General features: G+C 65.0%; 15 protein-coding genes. 1 reads left to right on the top strand and 14 read right to left on the bottom strand.

The annotated features are described in order from the left end of the window. Positions 1–12: 12 nt before the first annotated feature. Positions 13–402, top strand: coding sequence for a hypothetical protein (locus R3P95_RS12185; RefSeq protein ID WP_300523289.1), 390 nt, complete (start codon positions 13–15; stop codon positions 400–402). Positions 403–504: 102 nt separating this feature from the next. Here R3P95_RS12185 and R3P95_RS12180 read toward each other — a convergent pair whose 3' ends face one another. The 14 genes from R3P95_RS12180 to R3P95_RS12115 form a co-directional block, all read right to left on the bottom strand. Then, the gene (locus R3P95_RS12180; RefSeq protein ID WP_300524463.1) at positions 505–3,030 is read right to left on the bottom strand and encodes a polynucleotide kinase-phosphatase; all 2,526 of its coding nucleotides are present in this window, start codon (positions 3,028–3,030) and stop codon (positions 505–507) included. After that, positions 3,027–4,322, bottom strand: coding sequence for a 3' terminal RNA ribose 2'-O-methyltransferase Hen1 (locus R3P95_RS12175; protein ID WP_300524460.1), 1,296 nt, complete (start codon positions 4,320–4,322; stop codon positions 3,027–3,029). Before R3P95_RS12175 ends, R3P95_RS12180 begins: the two co-directional genes overlap by 4 nt. Positions 4,323–4,603: 281 nt before the next feature. Continuing rightward, on the bottom strand, positions 4,604–5,794 hold the full coding sequence (gene tuf, locus R3P95_RS12170) for an elongation factor Tu (protein ID WP_032380840.1): 1,191 nt from the start codon (positions 5,792–5,794) through the stop codon (positions 4,604–4,606). A 102-nt stretch (positions 5,795–5,896) separates the two neighbouring features. Next, positions 5,897–7,999, bottom strand: coding sequence for an elongation factor G (fusA, locus tag R3P95_RS12165; RefSeq protein ID WP_037191357.1), 2,103 nt, complete (start codon positions 7,997–7,999; stop codon positions 5,897–5,899). Positions 8,000–8,093: 94 nt separating this feature from the next. After that, on the bottom strand, positions 8,094–8,564 hold the full coding sequence (gene rpsG, locus R3P95_RS12160) for a 30S ribosomal protein S7 (RefSeq protein ID WP_003941856.1): 471 nt from the start codon (positions 8,562–8,564) through the stop codon (positions 8,094–8,096). Between the two features lies 1 nt (position 8,565). Then, entirely contained in the window at positions 8,566–8,940 is a 375-nt protein-coding gene (gene rpsL, locus R3P95_RS12155) for a 30S ribosomal protein S12 (protein ID WP_008714048.1), read from the bottom strand. A 294-nt stretch (positions 8,941–9,234) separates the two neighbouring features. Then, on the bottom strand, positions 9,235–9,762 hold the full coding sequence (locus R3P95_RS12150; RefSeq protein WP_149407536.1) for a DUF3558 domain-containing protein: 528 nt from the start codon (positions 9,760–9,762) through the stop codon (positions 9,235–9,237). After that, positions 9,759–10,259, bottom strand: a complete 501-nt coding sequence (locus R3P95_RS12145) for a DUF3558 domain-containing protein (protein ID WP_394855309.1) — start codon at positions 10,257–10,259, stop codon at positions 9,759–9,761. The genes R3P95_RS12150 and R3P95_RS12145 overlap by 4 nt, the downstream gene beginning before the upstream one ends. A gap of 21 nt (positions 10,260–10,280) precedes the next feature. Then, the gene (locus tag R3P95_RS12140) at positions 10,281–10,808 is read right to left on the bottom strand and encodes a hypothetical protein (protein ID WP_149407535.1); all 528 of its coding nucleotides are present in this window, start codon (positions 10,806–10,808) and stop codon (positions 10,281–10,283) included. 42 nt (positions 10,809–10,850) lie between these two features. Further along, a complete protein-coding gene (locus R3P95_RS12135) occupies positions 10,851–12,257 on the bottom strand; it encodes an amidohydrolase family protein (protein WP_300521737.1) in 1,407 nt (468 codons plus the stop codon). Between the two features lie 61 nt (positions 12,258–12,318). After that, a complete protein-coding gene (locus R3P95_RS12130; protein WP_094641518.1) occupies positions 12,319–12,942 on the bottom strand; it encodes a TetR/AcrR family transcriptional regulator in 624 nt (207 codons plus the stop codon). Positions 12,943–12,987: 45 nt separating this feature from the next. Then, on the bottom strand, positions 12,988–13,740 hold the full coding sequence (locus R3P95_RS12125; RefSeq protein WP_149407534.1) for an enoyl-CoA hydratase family protein: 753 nt from the start codon (positions 13,738–13,740) through the stop codon (positions 12,988–12,990). Beyond that, positions 13,740–14,900 (bottom strand): acyl-CoA dehydrogenase family protein, encoded by a 1,161-nt coding sequence (locus tag R3P95_RS12120; RefSeq protein ID WP_068283787.1) that lies wholly within the window; start codon positions 14,898–14,900, stop codon positions 13,740–13,742. Before R3P95_RS12120 ends, R3P95_RS12125 begins: the two co-directional genes overlap by 1 nt. Continuing rightward, entirely contained in the window at positions 14,897–16,870 is a 1,974-nt protein-coding gene (locus R3P95_RS12115; RefSeq protein WP_300521718.1) for an acetyl/propionyl/methylcrotonyl-CoA carboxylase subunit alpha, read from the bottom strand. The genes R3P95_RS12120 and R3P95_RS12115 overlap by 4 nt, the downstream gene beginning before the upstream one ends. Between the last annotated feature and the right edge of the window lie 4 nt (positions 16,871–16,874).

Below are 16,874 nucleotides of genomic sequence, written 5' to 3'. Positions count from 1 at the left end.
GGAACGATTGCCATGACAGCTCCCACCCGAAACAAGTTCGAGCGATGGTCCGGCGGGATGCCCCTCGCCGCCCCGGTGGCATTCGGGGCAGTGCTGTTGATCGCCAGTGTCTCGTCGAAGCTCGGTGGCAGCTCCCTCTTCTTCTTCGCCCCTCTGGCCTTCGTCACCTCGGGAACGATGGTGTGGCTCGGAGCCCGACGTGATCCGACGCGAGACCACCTCGCTCACGTCACCGTCGGGTCGGGACTGCTGGTGGGATGCGGCGTCGTCGTCGCCGTGTGTGGTCTCGCAGGCGGTCTGATGCTGTACTCACCGACGTTCTGGGCGTCCATAGCCGTCGTTGCAGCAATTGCGGCACCGATCAGCGCAGGCATCAGTCCATTCTCGTCGCCGAGGGGCTAGTGCCTGCGGCAGTGGGGGGCGGGGGGGGGGGGGGCGGGCGGGGCGGGGCGCCGGCCCCCCCCCCCCCCCCCCCCCCCCCCCCCCCACCACTGCCCTCGGCACTTACAACCGCGGGTCGACCGGCTCGGATTCCAGTGCCAGGACGGCGAACACGGCCTGGTGGACGGAATACAGCGGCTCACCGCGCACCGAGCGATCCAGCGCTTCCATTCCCAGCGCGTATTCGCGAAGCGCCATCGACTGCTTGTGTCCCACGTTTCGGTTGCGCAGGGCAGTCAGTCGATCCGGGTCGGTGTAGTCGGCACCGTAGATCAGCCGCAGATACTCACGGCCACGAACCTTCATGCCGGGCTGCATCTTTCCGCGCGGAGCGTTCGCTTCCGGTTTGACGACCATGCCCTCGCCGCCCTGCGCCGTCAACTCCTCCCACCACTTCTCCGCTGCCGCAACCGAATCCGGCGACGACAGATCGACCTCGATTCGACGGGTGGCGGCGAACACCTCGGGAGCTGCTGCCACCAATCGGTCGGCGACGTCGAGGTGCCAGGCGTGCGGACGATCGGCATACGTCTCGACGTTGGACGCCAGCACCTGAAACGGCGCGATCCGAACCCCGTCGAGACCGTCCGTCGGCCAGATGTACCGCCGATACGCGTCGGTGAACTCGCCCAGGTTGACCTGCCGAACGGTGTTCCGTTCCAGCAACTCCTGCACATCCAGACCACGCGAACCGGCCGATGCCAGCACCGCCGCCTCGGCCCCGAGATTCGCCCGAGACACCGCAGCGACAGCGGCGTACTCGGTCTTGATCAGGCCCTCCGCTTTGGCAGACCACGGCATCAGCTCGCAGTCGAGAATCAACCAGCTCGAGGCCAATTCGTCCCACACACCGGCCTTCTCGATCGCGTCGGACACCCCGGAGATCAGCTCGCCGGTCAGTGACTCGTCGAACACCGGACGCCCCGTCCGCGTGTACGCGGTGCCGAGCGATCCCTCCGGCGCATCGAACTTCTCCCGAGCGGTGTCTGCATCTCGACACACAACCACGACCACCCGCGAGCCCATGTGCTTCTCCTCGCAGATCACCGTCGACGCACCGAGCGCGCGATACGCGTCGAATGCCTGCGTCGGATACTCCAGATAGCCCTCGCGCTCGGATGTTCCACTCGGAGCCATCGTCGGCGGCAGATAGTGCAGCCACTGCGGAGCGAGGGCGAACCGACTCATCACTTCCAGTGCGCCCGCGGCATTCTCCGGCCGAACCGACACCCGCCCACGCAGCGACGTCTCGACGCCCGTCGGGCCGATCACGTCGGACAGATCGAGCGATGCTGCATCCCGCGTGAACGCGCCCATCGGGCGGGCAGGCTCGTACCAGACCTTCTCGGCCGGAACCGACACCACCTCGCGCTCCGGGTAACGCAGCGCCGTGAGCTTCCCGCCGAAGACGCATCCCGTATCGAGACACGCAGTGTTGTTCTCCCACTCCACTTCCGGAACCGGGGTGTGCCCGTAGAGCACCGTCGCCGAGCCCCGATAGTCCTGCGCCCACGGGTACCGCACCGGAAGGCCGAACTCGTCGGTCTCGCCGGTGGTGTCGCCGTACAGGGCAAAACTCCGAACCCTGCCCGACGCCCGGTTGTGGTACTTCTCGATCAACCCGGCGTGCGCGACGACGAGCTTGCCGCCGTCGAGCACGAGGTGCGCGACGAGGCCGTCGCAGAACTCGAGCACCTCCCGGCGAAACTCTGCCGACTCGGCGTCGAGCTGTTCGAGGGTCTCGGCGAGACCGTGCGACGTGGTCACCTTCCGGCCGCGGAGTGCCTTGACGAGCTTGTTCTCGTGGTTGCCCGGAACCGCCAATGCTGCTCCGGTACCGACCATTCCCATCACCAGTCGCAGGACTCCCACCGAGTCCGGTCCGCGATCGACGTAATCGCCGACGAACACGGCAGTCCGACCGGGCGGTGGCGTCGCACCGACCGCGCGGCCGGCCTCGTCTCGCTCGATCGTGTAACCCAGCACGCCGAGCAGGCTTTCGAGTTCGGCGAGGCAGCCGTGGATGTCGCCGATGACATCGAACGGTCCGGTCAGCTCACGTCGATCGCTGCGCAGCGGGGTGCGAACGAACGTCGCCGACGCCACCGCTTCGACACCGTCGAGTACGTGAACCGAGCGAAAGCCTTCCTTGGACAGGCCCCGAAGCGAGCGTTGCAACTGGGACTGCTGGCGGCGCAGCACGTCTCGGCCGAACGTCCTGTCGGTGCGCTCGGCGTTGCGCTGTGCACACACCGATTCCGGCACGTCGAGCACGACGGCGACCGGTAGCACATCGTGTTCGCGAGCCAGTGATATCAGTGCCTTGCGCGCGGCCGCTTGGACGTTCGTCGCGTCGACGACGGTGAGCAGACCGGCCCGGAGCCTCATTGCCACGAGGAATTCCAGCAGCGCGAATGCGTCCTTGGTTGCGCTCTGCAGATTGGGGTCGTTGCTCACCATGCCCCGGCAGGCATCACTGGACACCGTCTCGTACGGACCGAAGTGCTGCGCGGCGAAGGACGACTTGCCGGACCCGCTGATGCCGACGAGTACGACGAGGGATCGATCCGGAATGTCGAAGGTACTCATCGGGTCTGCTCCTCTCGGGTGAAGACGGCCATCTGTGTCGGGGTGCCGTACATGTCGTCGACGGGGCCGATTCCCTCGATGCGTACGTCGTAGGCGTGTTCACAGGCCACCGATGAACCCCAGTGCTCGAACTGCGTTCGGGTGAACTCGAATCGGTGATCGACGTGCCGGAAGGTTCCCGGTTCGAGGCCGGGGTACAGCACGTTGTACTCGGAGTTGGGTGTGGTGACGAGAACCGTTCGTGGACGCGCCTGTAGAAACACCGAACGCACCAATGCGGGCAGCCGATCGAGATCGACGTGTTCGATGACCTCCATGAGCACCATCGCGTCGAATCCGTGCAGCCGAACGTCGCGGTACGTGGCCGACGATTGCACCAGTTCGATCCGGGCGCGCTGCCGGTCGGACATGTCGTCCAGACGCAGCCTGCGCTGCGCCTTGGCGAGTGCACGATCACTCACATCGGCACCGAGAATGCGATCGAAACCGTTGTCCGCGAGCAGCTCTCGCAGTAATCGACCCTCACCGCAACCGAGGTCGATCACCGACTTCGCGCCTGCACCCGTCAGTGCCGCCAACACTGCACGCACCCGCTGCTCGGCGAGCGTCGGATCGCGCGGTACTGCGTCGTCCTGCGGCGCGTCGGGTACGAGTCGGTCGAGCGCCGAGGCCACCAGTTCGCGACGGTGCGCCAGGTAGCGGGAGGCGATGAGCGACGACTCCGGGTGATCCCCCAGCCAATCCCCTGCTGCTCGAACGAGCTTGTCGGCCTCGTCCTCGCCCACCCAGTAATGCTTCCCGTCGTCGAGGACCGGAAGAAGGACGTACAGGTGCCGCAGTGCAGCCGACAGCGTGAATGTTCCGGTCAAGACCAGATCGACGTACTCGGAGTTACCCCAGTGCGGCTGAGTCGGATCGAGCGGGATGGGCGTCGCGTCCACTTTCCAACCGAGGGGACCGAACATCCGTGACGCCAGGTCGGTCGCACCACGAGACGGCGCGGCAGGCATCGAGATCATCAGATCGATTGCAGCAGAAACCAATTCAGGCCTTCCGGTACACACGCCGGCCAGCGTCTGCTTGAACAGTCGCGACAGTGCCACCGCGAGCCCGGACGCTGCGCCATCGTTCAACAGGACTGCAACGGTGGTGCGCTCGACCGAGACTTCCGGATACAGCACGGTGGTGGTGCCCATGGGCAGGTTCCTGCTCTGCACGCGATCGGGGTGCTTGTGCAACAAATACCCGATGTCGGAGGAGTCCGGGAACTCGGTTGTGGCATTTGCAGTCACGGTCAGTAGCACCGCAGCGACGTTACGGGACAGCCGCGTCCGATGCGTCCCATTTTTCGGGTGCCCGTCGGGCTGCGTCAATGGACCACTGCACACGTCTGACCGCGGCAAGGGTCCATTCACTCACTGCGGGTGAACACTTCGGCCCGCGTGAATGGACCGTTGCATACGTCTGAGCGGTGCAAGGGTCCATTGACGCTCACGGGAGGGGTGCACGCACGCAAAAGCGGCACCCACCCGTGGGGGTGAGTGCCGCTTCAGGTACAGCTGGTGAAACTAGATCACTTGACGATCTTCGTGACGCGACCGGCTCCGACGGTACGACCGCCCTCACGGATTGCGAAACGGAGGCCGACATCCATGGCGACCGGCTGGATCAGCGTGACGGACATCTCGGTGTTGTCACCGGGCATGACCATCTCGGTGCCCTCGGGAAGGGTCACGACGCCCGTAACGTCCGTGGTACGGAAGTAGAACTGCGGGCGGTAGTTGTTGAAGAACGGCGTGTGGCGGCCGCCCTCGTCCTTCGAGAGGATGTAGGCGTTGCCCTCGAACTCCGTGTGGGGAGTCGTGGTGCCGGGCTTGATGATGACCTGTCCACGCTCGACGTCTTCGCGCTTGATGCCACGAACGAGGAGGCCGACGTTGTCGCCTGCCTGACCCGAGTCGAGCAGCTTGCGGAACATTTCGATTCCGGTGACGGTGGTCTTGGTCGAGCCGGGGCGAATGCCGACGATCTCGACCTCTTCGTTGACGTTGACCGAGCCGCGCTCGATACGTCCGGTGACCACGGTGCCACGACCGGTGATGGTGAACACGTCCTCGACTGGCATGAGGAACGGCTTGTCGGTCTCGCGGACGGGGTCCGGAACCGAATCGTCGACGGCCTGCATGAGCTCCAGAACCGACTCGCCCCACTTCTCGTCACCCTCGAGTGCCTTGAGTGCGGAGACCTTGATGACCGGTGCGTCCTCGTCGAACTCCTGCGAAGCGAGGAGCTCGCGGACCTCCATCTCGACGAGCTCGATGATCTCGTCGTCGTCGACCATGTCGGCCTTGTTCAGTGCGACCAGGATGTACGGAACACCGACCTGGCGGGCGAGCAGCACGTGCTCGCGGGTCTGCGGCATCGGGCCGTCGGTTGCTGCAACGACCAGGATTGCGCCGTCCATCTGTGCCGCGCCGGTGATCATGTTCTTGATGTAGTCGGCGTGACCCGGTGCATCGACGTGCGCGTAGTGGCGCTTCTCGGTCTGGTACTCGACGTGGGAGATGTTGATCGTGATACCACGAGCCTTCTCCTCCGGAGCCTTGTCGATCTGATCGAAAGCCGAGGCCTCGTTCAGGTCCGGGAACTTGTCGTGCAGAACCTTGGTGATTGCAGCCGTCAGCGTCGTCTTACCGTGGTCAACGTGACCGATGGTGCCGATGTTGACGTGCGGCTTCGTCCGATCGAACTTCGCCTTCGCCACTGTGTGTCCTCCTGGACTGATCTGTGCGGGCCCCGACGGGGCCGGCACGCGTATGTGTTCTTACTTATTACAGGTCGAGCGTGGTCCAGCAAACGAAGAGAATTACTCTCCGTTGACCTTCGCGATGATTTCCTTCGCTACGTTCGCGGGAACTTCTGCGTACGAATCGAAGACCATGGAGTAGTTAGCGCGGCCCTGTGTCTTCGACCGAAGGTCTCCGATGTAGCCGAACATCTCCGACAGCGGAACCAGTGCCTTGACGATACGGGCACCGCTGCGCTCCTCCATGGCCTGAATCTGACCACGGCGGGAGTTCAGGTCGCCGATGACCTCACCCATGTAATCCTCGGGCGTGATGACCTCGACGGCCATGACGGGTTCGAGAATGACGGGGCTGGCCTTGCGGGCGGCTTCCTTGAACGCTTGTGAGCCGGCGACCTTGAAGGCCATTTCCGACGAGTCGACGTCGTGGTACGCACCGTCGAGCAGTGTGACCTTGACGTTGACCAGGGGGTATCCGGCGAGAACACCGTACTGCATGGCGTCCTGAGCACCGGCGTCGACCGAGGGGATGTACTCCCTGGGCACACGACCACCGGAGACCTTGTTCTCGAATTCGTAGGTCGCGCCGTCTTCGCCCTCGAAAGGCTCGAGCTTGATGATGACCTTCGCGAACTGGCCGGAGCCACCGGTCTGCTTCTTGTGGGTGTAGTCGTGCTTCTCGACCGTCTTGCGGATGGTCTCGCGGTACGCGACCTGCGGCTTGCCGACGTTGGCCTCGACCTTGAACTCGCGACGCATACGGTCGACGAGGATGTCGAGGTGCAGCTCGCCCATGCCGCCGATGACGGTCTGGCCGGTGTCCTCGTCCAGCTTCACCGAGAAGGTGGGATCCTCTTCGGCGAGCTTCTGGATTGCTGTTCCCAGCTTCTCCTGGTCGGACTTGGTCTTCGGCTCGATCGAGACCTGGATGACCGGGTCCGGGAAGCTCATGGACTCGAGGATGATCTGGTTCTGCGGATCGCAGAGCGTGTCACCCGTCGTGGTGTCCTTGAGGCCGATGACCGCGTAGATGTGACCGGCAGATGCGGTCGCGATCGCGTTCTCCTTGTTGGAGTGCATCTGGAACAGCTTGCCCAGACGCTCCTTCTTGCCCTTGGTCGAGTTGATGACCTGAGCGCCGGAGTCGACCTTGCCCGAGTACACCCGGACGTAGGTCAGCTTGCCGAAGAAGGGGTGAGTCGCGATCTTGAACGCGAGAGCCGCGAACGGCTCGTCTGCGGACGGCTTGCGAGTGATCTCCTTCTCCTCGTCGCCGACGGCGTGTCCGATGGTCTCGGCAACGTCGAGGGGAGACGGGAGGTAGTCGATGACCGCGTCGAGCATGGGCTGGACGCCCTTGTTCTTGAACGCGGATCCACACAGGATCGGGTACAGCTCGCTGTTGACCGTCATCTTGCGGATGGCGCCCTTGATCTCGTCGATCGTGAGCTCTTCGCCGCCGAAGTGCTTCTCCAGAAGCGCTTCGTCGGACTCGGCCACGGTCTCGAGCAGCATGGTGCGGTACTCGTCCGCGCGCTCCTTGAGGTTTTCCGGGATCTCCTGGATCTCGTACTTCTCGCCGAGCTTGGTCTCGCCACTCCACACGAGAGCCTTCATCTGCACGAGGTCGATGACGCCCTCGAAATCGTTCTCTGCGCCGATGGGCAGCTGGATGACCAGCGGCTTGGCACCGAGACGATCGATGATGGTCTGCACGGTGTAGTAGAAGTCCGCGCCGAGCTTGTCCATCTTGTTGACGAAGCAGATGCGCGGCACGTCGTACTTGTCGGCCTGACGCCAGACCTGCTCGGACTGCGGCTCGACACCTTCTTTGCCGTCGAACACTGCGACAGCGCCGTCGAGGACGCGGAGCGAGCGCTCCACCTCGACGGTGAAGTCGACGTGACCGGGGGTGTCGATGATGTTGATCTGGTTGTCGTTCCAGAAGCACGTCGTGGCAGCAGAGGTGATCGTGATGCCACGCTCCTGCTCCTGCTCCATCCAGTCCATGGTGGCTGCGCCATCGTGAACTTCACCGATCTTGTAGGAGATACCGGTGTAGAAGAGGATGCGTTCGGTAGTGGTGGTCTTGCCGGCATCGATGTGGGCCATGATGCCGATGTTGCGGACCTTGAGTAGGTCGGTCAGCACGTCCTGTGCCACGAGTTAACCCGCCTTGGTGTTGGAAGAGGTATTGCCTGAGCTGATCAACGCTCCGGCGGTATCGGATAGTTCCGACACCGCCCGAGCGAGGAGATCACCAGCGGTAGTGAGCGAACGCCTTGTTGGCTTCGGCCATCTTGTGAGTGTCCTCGCGACGCTTCACAGCGGCACCGAGGCCGTTGCTGGCGTCGAGCAACTCGTTCGCCAGACGCTCGACCATGGTCTTCTCACGACGAGCGCGCGAGAACGTGACCAGCCAGCGCAGTGCCAGCGTGGTGGAGCGGCCGGGACGAACCTCGACGGGCACCTGGTAGGTGGCACCACCGACGCGACGGCTGCGAACCTCGAGGGCCGGCTTGACGTTGTCGAGTGCACGCTTGAGCGTGACGACGGGGTCGGTGCCGGTCTTCTCGCGAGCCTGCTCGAGCGCCTGGTAGACGATGCGCTCTGCGGTCGACTTCTTGCCGTCGAGGAGAATCTTGTTGACGAGCTGCGTGACCAACGGCGATCCGTAGACCGGGTCGTTGATCAGCGGCCGCTTGGGTGCTGGGCCCTTGCGTGGCATATCAGCTCTTCTCCTTCTTGGCTCCGTAGCGGCTACGAGCCTGCTTGCGGTTCTTGACACCCTGGGTGTCGAGCGAGCCGCGGATGATCTTGTAACGCACACCCGGGAGGTCCTTCACACGACCACCGCGAACGAGCACCATCGAGTGCTCCTGCAGGTTGTGACCCTCACCGGGGATGTATGCGGTGACCTCGACCGAGGAGGTCAGGCGAACACGCGCGACCTTACGGAGCGCGGAGTTCGGCTTCTTGGGGGTGGTGGTGTACACGCGAGTGCACACGCCACGGCGCTGTGGACTGCCCTTGAGGGCAGCGGTCTTCAGTTTCGCGACCTTGTCGGTGCGTCCCTTACGGACCAGCTGGTTGATCGTTGGCATGAACCGGCTTTCTTCGTGTCGATAAACAGGGATCTAGCAGTTGGAGCAAGAGAACACTGCTCCTCACCCGGTACTGCTGCTGCTCCAGTACTGCTACCGCGGGTCTCTTGCACCCCGCGGTCGGGTGTGTCGCATACCCCCACACGTCCAGCCGGTTGCGCGCTCTCAGAGCGAACGTGCGCACGGCTGTACCTCGCATAGGCACACAAACGGTCCGGCCAGGCCGGACACGACCCATAACGATACCCGGCGGCGCGGCCTCGGGTCAAAACACCCTTCGCCCTGATACGCAACCTATCTGCTCAGGTTGAGTGTGAGGTCGGCCAGCTTCGCCGCGGCCTGGCACGGATCGGGGTGGGCGGCACCGGGCTGGTATTGCACCCACCACCCGAAGATGCCGTCCCGATCCGCCCCGGCCGAGACTCCGCACGAATCGGGATCGTTCGGACGCTGAGCCTGGATTGCCTTGCGGCCCTGCACCGTTGTGTCGGTGACGGTGTACATCATCTTTTCCTCGGCGGCCCGCTCGGCGGCCAGAGTGCCGGATTCGAACCAGTTGAACGTCACCTTCACCGTGCCCGCGGAGCCGACGAGATCCCACCGACAGATGGCCCCGAAGAAGCCGCGTTCGATGGCGTCGGCTCCGGTGGTCTCGGCGATCTGGTCGTCGGAGACGGCATCGCACTCGGTCAACAATTCGGTGAATTCTTGGCCACCGGAGCCTGCGAAGCTCGCCGGTCTCGCAGTTCCCTCGACGGTCTGGGCGCACCCGGCGACGAGTAACAGGGTCGACGCCGCCGCGACCACTCGTCTGCGCGTCATTGCTTGCGCTCCACGGTCAGAGTCGCGAGTTCGTTTCCGACGTCGCACGGCGGGCGCGCGGCCGGTCCGAGGGAGTACGTGATCGACCAGTGGAAGAAGTCGTCGCCGAACTGCACGCCTATTTCGCACAGAGTGTCCTGCTCGGCCTCGAACCCCGGGTTGCCGTCGATCTCGATGTCTTTCGCCGGACGGCCGATCAGCTCGGAACCGGCGCGCTCGCGTCCGATAGGGCTGCCGCGGTACCAGGAGAAGCTGACGCCCGGTCCGCCGAACCCCGTGGTCTCCCACTGGCACCCGACGGAATTACGGGTGATCTGCGCGAACGGGCCCGCTCCGAACGCGGACTGCACCTCGGCGTCGGTGATCGATCCGCACTCACCGAAGAAGGGACCCGACTCGTACACCGTGGTCGTCGGGGCAGTCTCTTGCGGCGATGCAGCGTCGTCCTCCGCACCGCCGCACCCGGCGATCAGCACGGCTGTTGCCGTCACGACCATCGCGAACCGTCTCGTCATCTGCTACGGGGCCGAGAATCCGCCGACGCCGGGAATGTCGAACACGATTCCGGAGGCAAGGACGTGCGCGGTGAACAGGACCGGGCCGCTGCCGGTATCGGCGACGACCGGTCCCGCGGGCTCGAACACGCCGTTTCCCTGCCGGCAGATCGGTGCGTTGACCGACCCGGTGCGTCCGTTGGCGATATTGACGAAGTCGACCTGCAGGCTGGCGAAGTTCTGGTACGACGTGCAGATCCGCGGATCGGCGGCACGGCCCCAGATGTGGGTCAATCCCGGCGTCTCGGTACCGGCGGCCTCGATCGTGCCGATCCACTGATCCGGAACGATGAGTCCGCCGACGGTGACTCCGAGATTGGGAATCTGCAGAACGGGGACGGGAACCGGTCCGGGCGGGGGTGCAGGCGCGTTCTCGGCGGGTGCAGGCGGCGCATCGGCAGGCGGTTGCGCCTGTGCGACCGGCGCGAGGGCCATGGTGCCCACAGCCGCGAATGCGGCTGCGAGGAGACCGAATCGAGTCCGACGAGCCATACCTGTGTGTCTCCTGATCCTTTGGAAGCGAGTCGCCATACGTTACCGCGAAGCGGCGAGCTTCCGGCCCTGGACGTGGACGCCGACGATCGCGGGCTCGCGCATCGACATCAGCAGAGCGAACAGGGTCTGGTCTCGGGCGAGCTCGGCATCGTCGGCACGGACGCCGTGGTCGATCGCCGCCGCCAACTGCGGCCATGCGGACGGATCGACCACCACGAAGTCGGCTTCCTTGCCCGCGTCGAAGTTGCCGATTCGGCTCTCCATGTCCAGCGCTCGTGCCCCCGCGAGGGTTCCGGTGAACAGCAATTCGGCGGGATGCAGGGACAGTCCTGCGTCACCGGCCTCGGAGATGTGCACCTTGAACGCGTCGGCGAGGACCTGCGGCAGCAGCCATTCGTCACCACCGCCGAAGTCCGACCCGATGGCGATGTTCACCCCCGCGGCAACGGTCCGCAGCCACGGCATCGTGCCCGAGCCCAGGAACTGCTGCGAGGTGGGACAGTGCGCGATGGAGGTGCCGGTCTCTGCCATTCGGGCGAGTTCGACGTCCTGACAGTGCACCGCGTGGGCCAGGACGGCGCGCGGGCCCAGGAAGCTCTTCCCACCGGCCTGCGAGCCCGGCAGAAACTTGCCGTCGTAGGTGTCGAGGTACGTCTCCACCCCGTAGGCATTCTTGGTGGCGTCGATCTCGCCGGTCCCCGGCCGGTTGTTCTCGTTCAGGTGTGTGTGGAAGTAGACACCTCGGGCGCGCACGGAATCGTAGAGCTCGCCGAGGTTCTTCAGCGTCTGCGTCGTCACCGAGAGCGAGAACCGCGGTACGACGGCCACGTGCAGCAGTGCCGTGTCGACGTCGCCGGTGTCGGCGGCGTGCCACTTCTCGATCTCCTCGGACACCAGTCGGATGGCCTCGTCCTCACCGGTGATCAATGCCTGCGCCGACGCCGGGCCGGTGGTCTGGACCCCGCGGCCGCTGACGATGCGCAGCCCGTGCTTCTCGGTCTCGGAGAACAGCGCATCCTGCGCATGCGGGAACGCCGATCCGAACACCATCGCCTGCGTGGTTCCGGCCCGGATTCGCGCGGCGCAGAAGTCTCTGGCCGCAGCGGCAGCGAACTCGGGATCGGCGAAGCGGGACTCGGACGGAAAGATGCACGTGTTCAGCCACTCGAGCAGTTGCCCGCCGCCGTAGGAATCCCCGGCGTAGGTCTGCGGGAAGTGAATATGGGTGTCGACGAATCCCGGCAGCAGGAACCCGGGCCGATGGTCGGCAACCGTATGCTGCCCGAATTCGGTTGGGAGCGAATCGAACTCTCCGCAGAACTCGATCTTGCCGTCGTCGCCGACCACGAGGGCACCGTCGGGAATCGAGACCAGCGCGGCGGCGGCGTCGAGCACCGTGGGAGAGCCGCAGACGTGAAAGATGTGGCCGCGGTGCACGCGCGCGATTTCGGAAGTCACCCGCCAGACTCAAGCACACGTCGATCGGAACTGCAGATCGTGCGGCTCTCTACTGCGCTACCGCTCCCGCGGCGGACAGCCGCGCGTTCAACGACGCATCCAACACCTCTGCCCACGAGCGCACGACCTCGGCACGTCGTCGTGCGTCGTCGGTCAGCACATCGGCCAGACCCAGACCGCGGGCAAGGTCGAGGGTTGCCTGAACGAGACGGTGGGTGACGGGATCGTTGTCGTCGACCCCGAGGTTCTCGACGGCCATCTTGTGGGCCCGACGACCGAACCGTTCTTCGAGAGGAACGATCCGATCGCGCAACTCGGGGTCGGCCGAGGCCGCGGTCCAGACCTGGAGTGCCGCTTTGAACATCGGCCCGGTGTAGTACTCGACGAGCCGCTCCACCACCAGTGTCGTCCGGCCGGGGCCCGCCGGAATCTCCTGGGCCTCGCGGCGAGCGCTGTCCATCCGAGTGTCGAACATGTACTCGAGCGCTCCGGTGATCAGGTCCTCACGCGTCGGGAAATGATGCTGGGTCGCGCCGCGGGAGACGCCTGCACGTTCGGCGACCACGCCGACCGTCGTTGCCACCCAGCCCTGCTCGGCGAGCGAATCGATGGTCGCCTCGAGCAGTCGCTGACGCGTCACCCTACTGCGGTCCTGCTTGGGTTCGCGCGCCATCACCATCGCCATACTCCCTACTGCCGACCTGACTTCTCGGCCGCTCTACTTCTCGGCCGCCCAGGAAGGGGGCCTTTTCTCCAGAAAGGACATCATCCCCTCTCGGGCCTCGTCGGATGCAAACAACCTGGCCGATTGCTCGGCGACGGCCGTCCCGCGCTCGTCCATCTCGCGCCTGATCGCGGCCGTGGTGAGGCGCTTCGACTCGGCCAGGCCCTGCGGCGAACACTTCCTGAACACGATCATGTAGTCGGCCACCACGGCTGCGGGAACGGCGTCGGCCACGGTGACCAGACCGATCGCCTCGGCCGTCGCCCCGTCGAACGTCTCCCCGGTGAGGAAATAGCGACTCGCCGCGCGAGACGTCAGCCGCGGCAGCACGGCCACCGAGATGACCGACGCGGCCAGGCCCAGCCGAACCTCCGTCAACGCGAACGAACTCTCGGGTCCGGCGACCGCGATGTCGCAGGCCGCGACGAGCCCCATCCCGCCTGCCCGCACATGTCCGTCGATCTTCACGACGACGGGTTTCGGGGTGTCGATGATCAGCCGCATCAGATCCAGCATCTGCCGCGTGCGAAGTTCCGGTGATGCTCCGGCTTCGCGGAGGTCTGCTCCGGCACAGAACGTGGTGCCGGTGTGGCCGAGCACGATCGTTCTGACGTCGTCGTCGTGCGCCGCAGCGATGAGTCCGGCGGTCAATTCTTCGACCAACACCGAGGACAGCGCGTTCCGGTTCTCCGGCGAATCCAACGTCAAATACGCTGTGTCCTTGCCCGACTCGACGAGAACGGCCATCAGTAGCTTCTCGGCAGGCCGAGCGAGTGCTGGCTCACGAAGTTCAGGATCATCTCCCGACTCACCGGTGCGACGCGGGCGATGCGAGCCGCCCCGAGCATCGCAGCCAGGCCGTACTCGCTGCTCAAGCCGGCACCGCCGTGGGTCTGGATCGCCTGATCCAGCGCCTTGATACTGGCCTCGGCCGCAGCGTATTTCGCCATGTTCGCCGCCTCGGCAGCACCGAAGTCGTCGCCGGAGTCGTAGAGCACCGCTGCCTTCTGCATCATCAGCTTGGCGAGCTCGAGTTCGATCTTGCACTGCGCCAACGGATGCGCCAGACCCTGATGCGCTCCGATCGGCGTCTTCCAGACGGTCCGCTCGTTGGCGTACTTCACCGCGGCGTCGATGGCGTAGCGGCCCATACCGACAGCCATCGCGGCACCGAGAATGCGCTCGGGGTTCAGCCCGGCGAACAGCTGCATCAGAGCGGCGTCGGCCTCTCCGACGAGCGCTTCGGCGGGGAGCCTGACGTCGTCGAGGAACAGTACGAACTGATGATCGGGCTCGACGATGTCCATCTCCATCTGCGTCTTCTGCAGTCCCGGAGCGTCCGTGGGCACGATGAACAGCGCCGGCTTGAGCTTGCCGGTCTTCGAATCCTCGGTGCGTGCGACGATCAGGACCGCATCGGCCTGATCCACGCCGGAGATGTAGATCTTGTTGCCCTTGAGAATCCACTCGTCACCGTCACGACGCGCCGTGGTCGTGATCTGGTGTGAGTTGGAGCCGGCGTCGGGTTCGGTGATGCCGAAGACCATGATCTTGGACCCGTCGGCGAGGGCGGTGAGCCACTCCTGCTTCTGATCGGCCGTGCCGTACTTGCCGATGATGGTGCCGCAGATGGCCGGGCTGACGACGACCAGCAGCAGACCGGCGCCGTGCGCGGCCAATTCCTCCTGCACGAGCGCGAGTTCGTAGATGCCCGCGCCACCGCCGCCGTACTCCTCGGGCAGGTTGACGCCGAGGAAGCCGAGCTTGCCCGCCTCGTTCCACAGTTCGGTCAGCGGCTCACCCTTGCGCGCCTTCGGCAGGACGTAGTCGATGTAGTTGTAGCGCTTGCCGAGTGACGAGACTGCGTTGCGCAGACCCTTCTGCTCTTCGGTTTCGATGAAACTCATGATTGCTCCACTCCCTCTTCGGTGACGGCTTCTTCGGTGACAACGGCGAGAACTGCGCCGACTTCGACTTGCTGACCTTCCACTACGTTCAATTCGGTGAGCACACCGTCGGCGGGCGCGGTGACCGTGTGTTCCATCTTCATCGCCTCCAGCCACAGGATCGGCTGACCGGCGGTGACGGTATCGCCCTGCGCAGCAGCGATTCTGATGACACTGCCGGGCATCGGTGCGAGCAACGAACCGGCCGCGACCTCGTCGGTGGGGTCGGTGAACCGCGGGGCCTTGATCAATCTGACCGGACCGAGAGCGGAATCGACGAAGACGTCCGAACCGTAGCTGCTCACCTGGAAGATACGACGAATTCCATTGTCGTCGAGCGTCACCCGCGTCGGGGTGTGCTCTATCAGTTCGACGCCCTCCACCGAGGAGGTGAGTCCGCTGCGTCCGATCGAGTATTCGACGGTGATGTCGTTGTACGTCTTGCGCTGCGGTTGGGACCGGAGATTGCGCCAACCGCCGGGCAGTCCCCGGTTCACTCGCGCCTGCGCGGTGTTGTTCGCTGCGTCGGCCAAGGCAGCCGCGAGAGCCGACAGTTCCTCGGCCCGGCCGTGTGCGATCGGCTGAGCCAGGACCTCGAGCCCGTGCGTGTCGAAGAAGGCTGTGTCGGTATCCCCGGCCAGGAACGCCGGATGCCGCAGGATGTTGACCAGAAGATCGCGGTTGGTCTTCAGTCCGTGAACGGTGGCCTTGTGCAACGCTTTCGCCAGAAGATTGGCAGCCTGATCCCGCGTCGGCGCGAACGAGATGACCTTCGCGAGCATCGGGTCGTAATGAGTTCCCACCACACTGCCGGTCTCGACGCCGGAATCCACCCTGATGCCGGCCTTGGTCAGCACCTCGAACTGCGCACCGGGGATCTCGAACCGATGCACGGCACCGCTCTGCGGCTGCCAGTCCTGGGCCGGATCCTCCGCGTAGAGGCGAACTTCGATGGAGTGTCCACGTGTCTCGGGCTGCTCGGCGGGCAACCGCTCCCCTGCGGCGACCCTGATCTGCAGCGCCACCAGGTCGAGTCCCGTCGTGCATTCGGTGACCGGGTGCTCGACCTGCAGACGGGTGTTCATCTCGAGGAAGAAGAAGTTGCCCTTCTCGTCGGCGAGGAATTCGACGGTGCCCGCACCCTCGTAGCCGATGGCCTCGGTGGCCAGCGTCGCCGCATGGAAGAGCTTCTCGCGCATGCCGTCGATGCGTTCGACGAGCGGCGACGGTGCCTCCTCGACGACCTTCTGATGCCTGCGTTGGATCGAGCACTCGCGCTCGCCCACCGTCCACACCGTGCCGAATCTGTCGGCCATGACCTGCACTTCGATGTGCCGACCGGTTTCGATGTACCGCTCGACGAACACCGTTCCATCACCGAATGCCGAGAGTGCCTCGCGTCCAGCGGCTTCGAGCTCGGAATCCAGGTTCTCGAGATCGCGCACGATGCGCATGCCGCGCCCACCGCCACCCGCGGATGCTTTGATCAGTACCGGAAGCTCGTTCTCGGTGACCGACTCGGGATCGAGCTGGGTCAGCACCGGCACGCCGGCGTCGGCCATCATCTTCTTGGACTCGACCTTCGAGCCCATCAATTCGATGGCCTTGACGGGCGGCCCGATCCACGTCAGGCCGGCGTTCTGCACCTGTTGCGCGAAATCGGCGTTCTCGGAGAGGAATCCGTATCCCGGATGCACGGCGTCGGCTCCGGCGGCCGCCGCTGCGGCGATGACGAGCTCGCCGCGCAGGTACGTCTCGGCCGAACTGTTTCCGGGTAGCCGCACTGCCGAATCGGCCTCGCGCACGTGCGGGGAGTTCGCGTCGGCGTCGGAGAACACCGCGACAGTGTCGATGCCTTCGGCGCGACAGGTGGTGAAGACGCGGCGGGCAATTTCGCCGCGGTTGGCTACGAGGACGGAGGCTACGGTCATGGCG

This window comes from Rhodococcus cercidiphylli, assembly GCF_033042225.1.
GTDB lineage: Bacteria > Actinomycetota > Actinomycetes > Mycobacteriales > Mycobacteriaceae > Rhodococcoides.
This window is presented reverse-complemented; position numbering and strand designations above follow the sequence as displayed.

Coding starts and splice junctions, on each gene's coding strand:
- R3P95_RS12185 (WP_300523289.1), top strand. CDS start 13: ATGACAGCTCCCACCCGAAACAAGTTCGAGCGATGGTCCGGCGGGATG.
- R3P95_RS12180 (WP_300524463.1), bottom strand. CDS start 3,030: ATGAGTACCTTCGACATTCCGGATCGATCCCTCGTCGTACTCGTCGGC.
- rpsG (WP_003941856.1), bottom strand. CDS start 8,564: ATGCCACGCAAGGGCCCAGCACCCAAGCGGCCGCTGATCAACGACCCG.
- rpsL (WP_008714048.1), bottom strand. CDS start 8,940: ATGCCAACGATCAACCAGCTGGTCCGTAAGGGACGCACCGACAAGGTC.
- R3P95_RS12150 (WP_149407536.1), bottom strand. CDS start 9,762: ATGACGCGCAGACGAGTGGTCGCGGCGGCGTCGACCCTGTTACTCGTC.
- R3P95_RS12145 (WP_394855309.1), bottom strand. CDS start 10,259: ATGGTCGTGACGGCAACAGCCGTGCTGATCGCCGGGTGCGGCGGTGCG.
- R3P95_RS12140 (WP_149407535.1), bottom strand. CDS start 10,808: ATGGCTCGTCGGACTCGATTCGGTCTCCTCGCAGCCGCATTCGCGGCT.
- R3P95_RS12130 (WP_094641518.1), bottom strand. CDS start 12,942: ATGGCGCGCGAACCCAAGCAGGACCGCAGTAGGGTGACGCGTCAGCGA.
- R3P95_RS12125 (WP_149407534.1), bottom strand. CDS start 13,740: ATGGCCGTTCTCGTCGAGTCGGGCAAGGACACAGCGTATTTGACGTTG.
- R3P95_RS12120 (WP_068283787.1), bottom strand. CDS start 14,900: ATGAGTTTCATCGAAACCGAAGAGCAGAAGGGTCTGCGCAACGCAGTC.
- R3P95_RS12115 (WP_300521718.1), bottom strand. CDS start 16,870: ATGACCGTAGCCTCCGTCCTCGTAGCCAACCGCGGCGAAATTGCCCGC.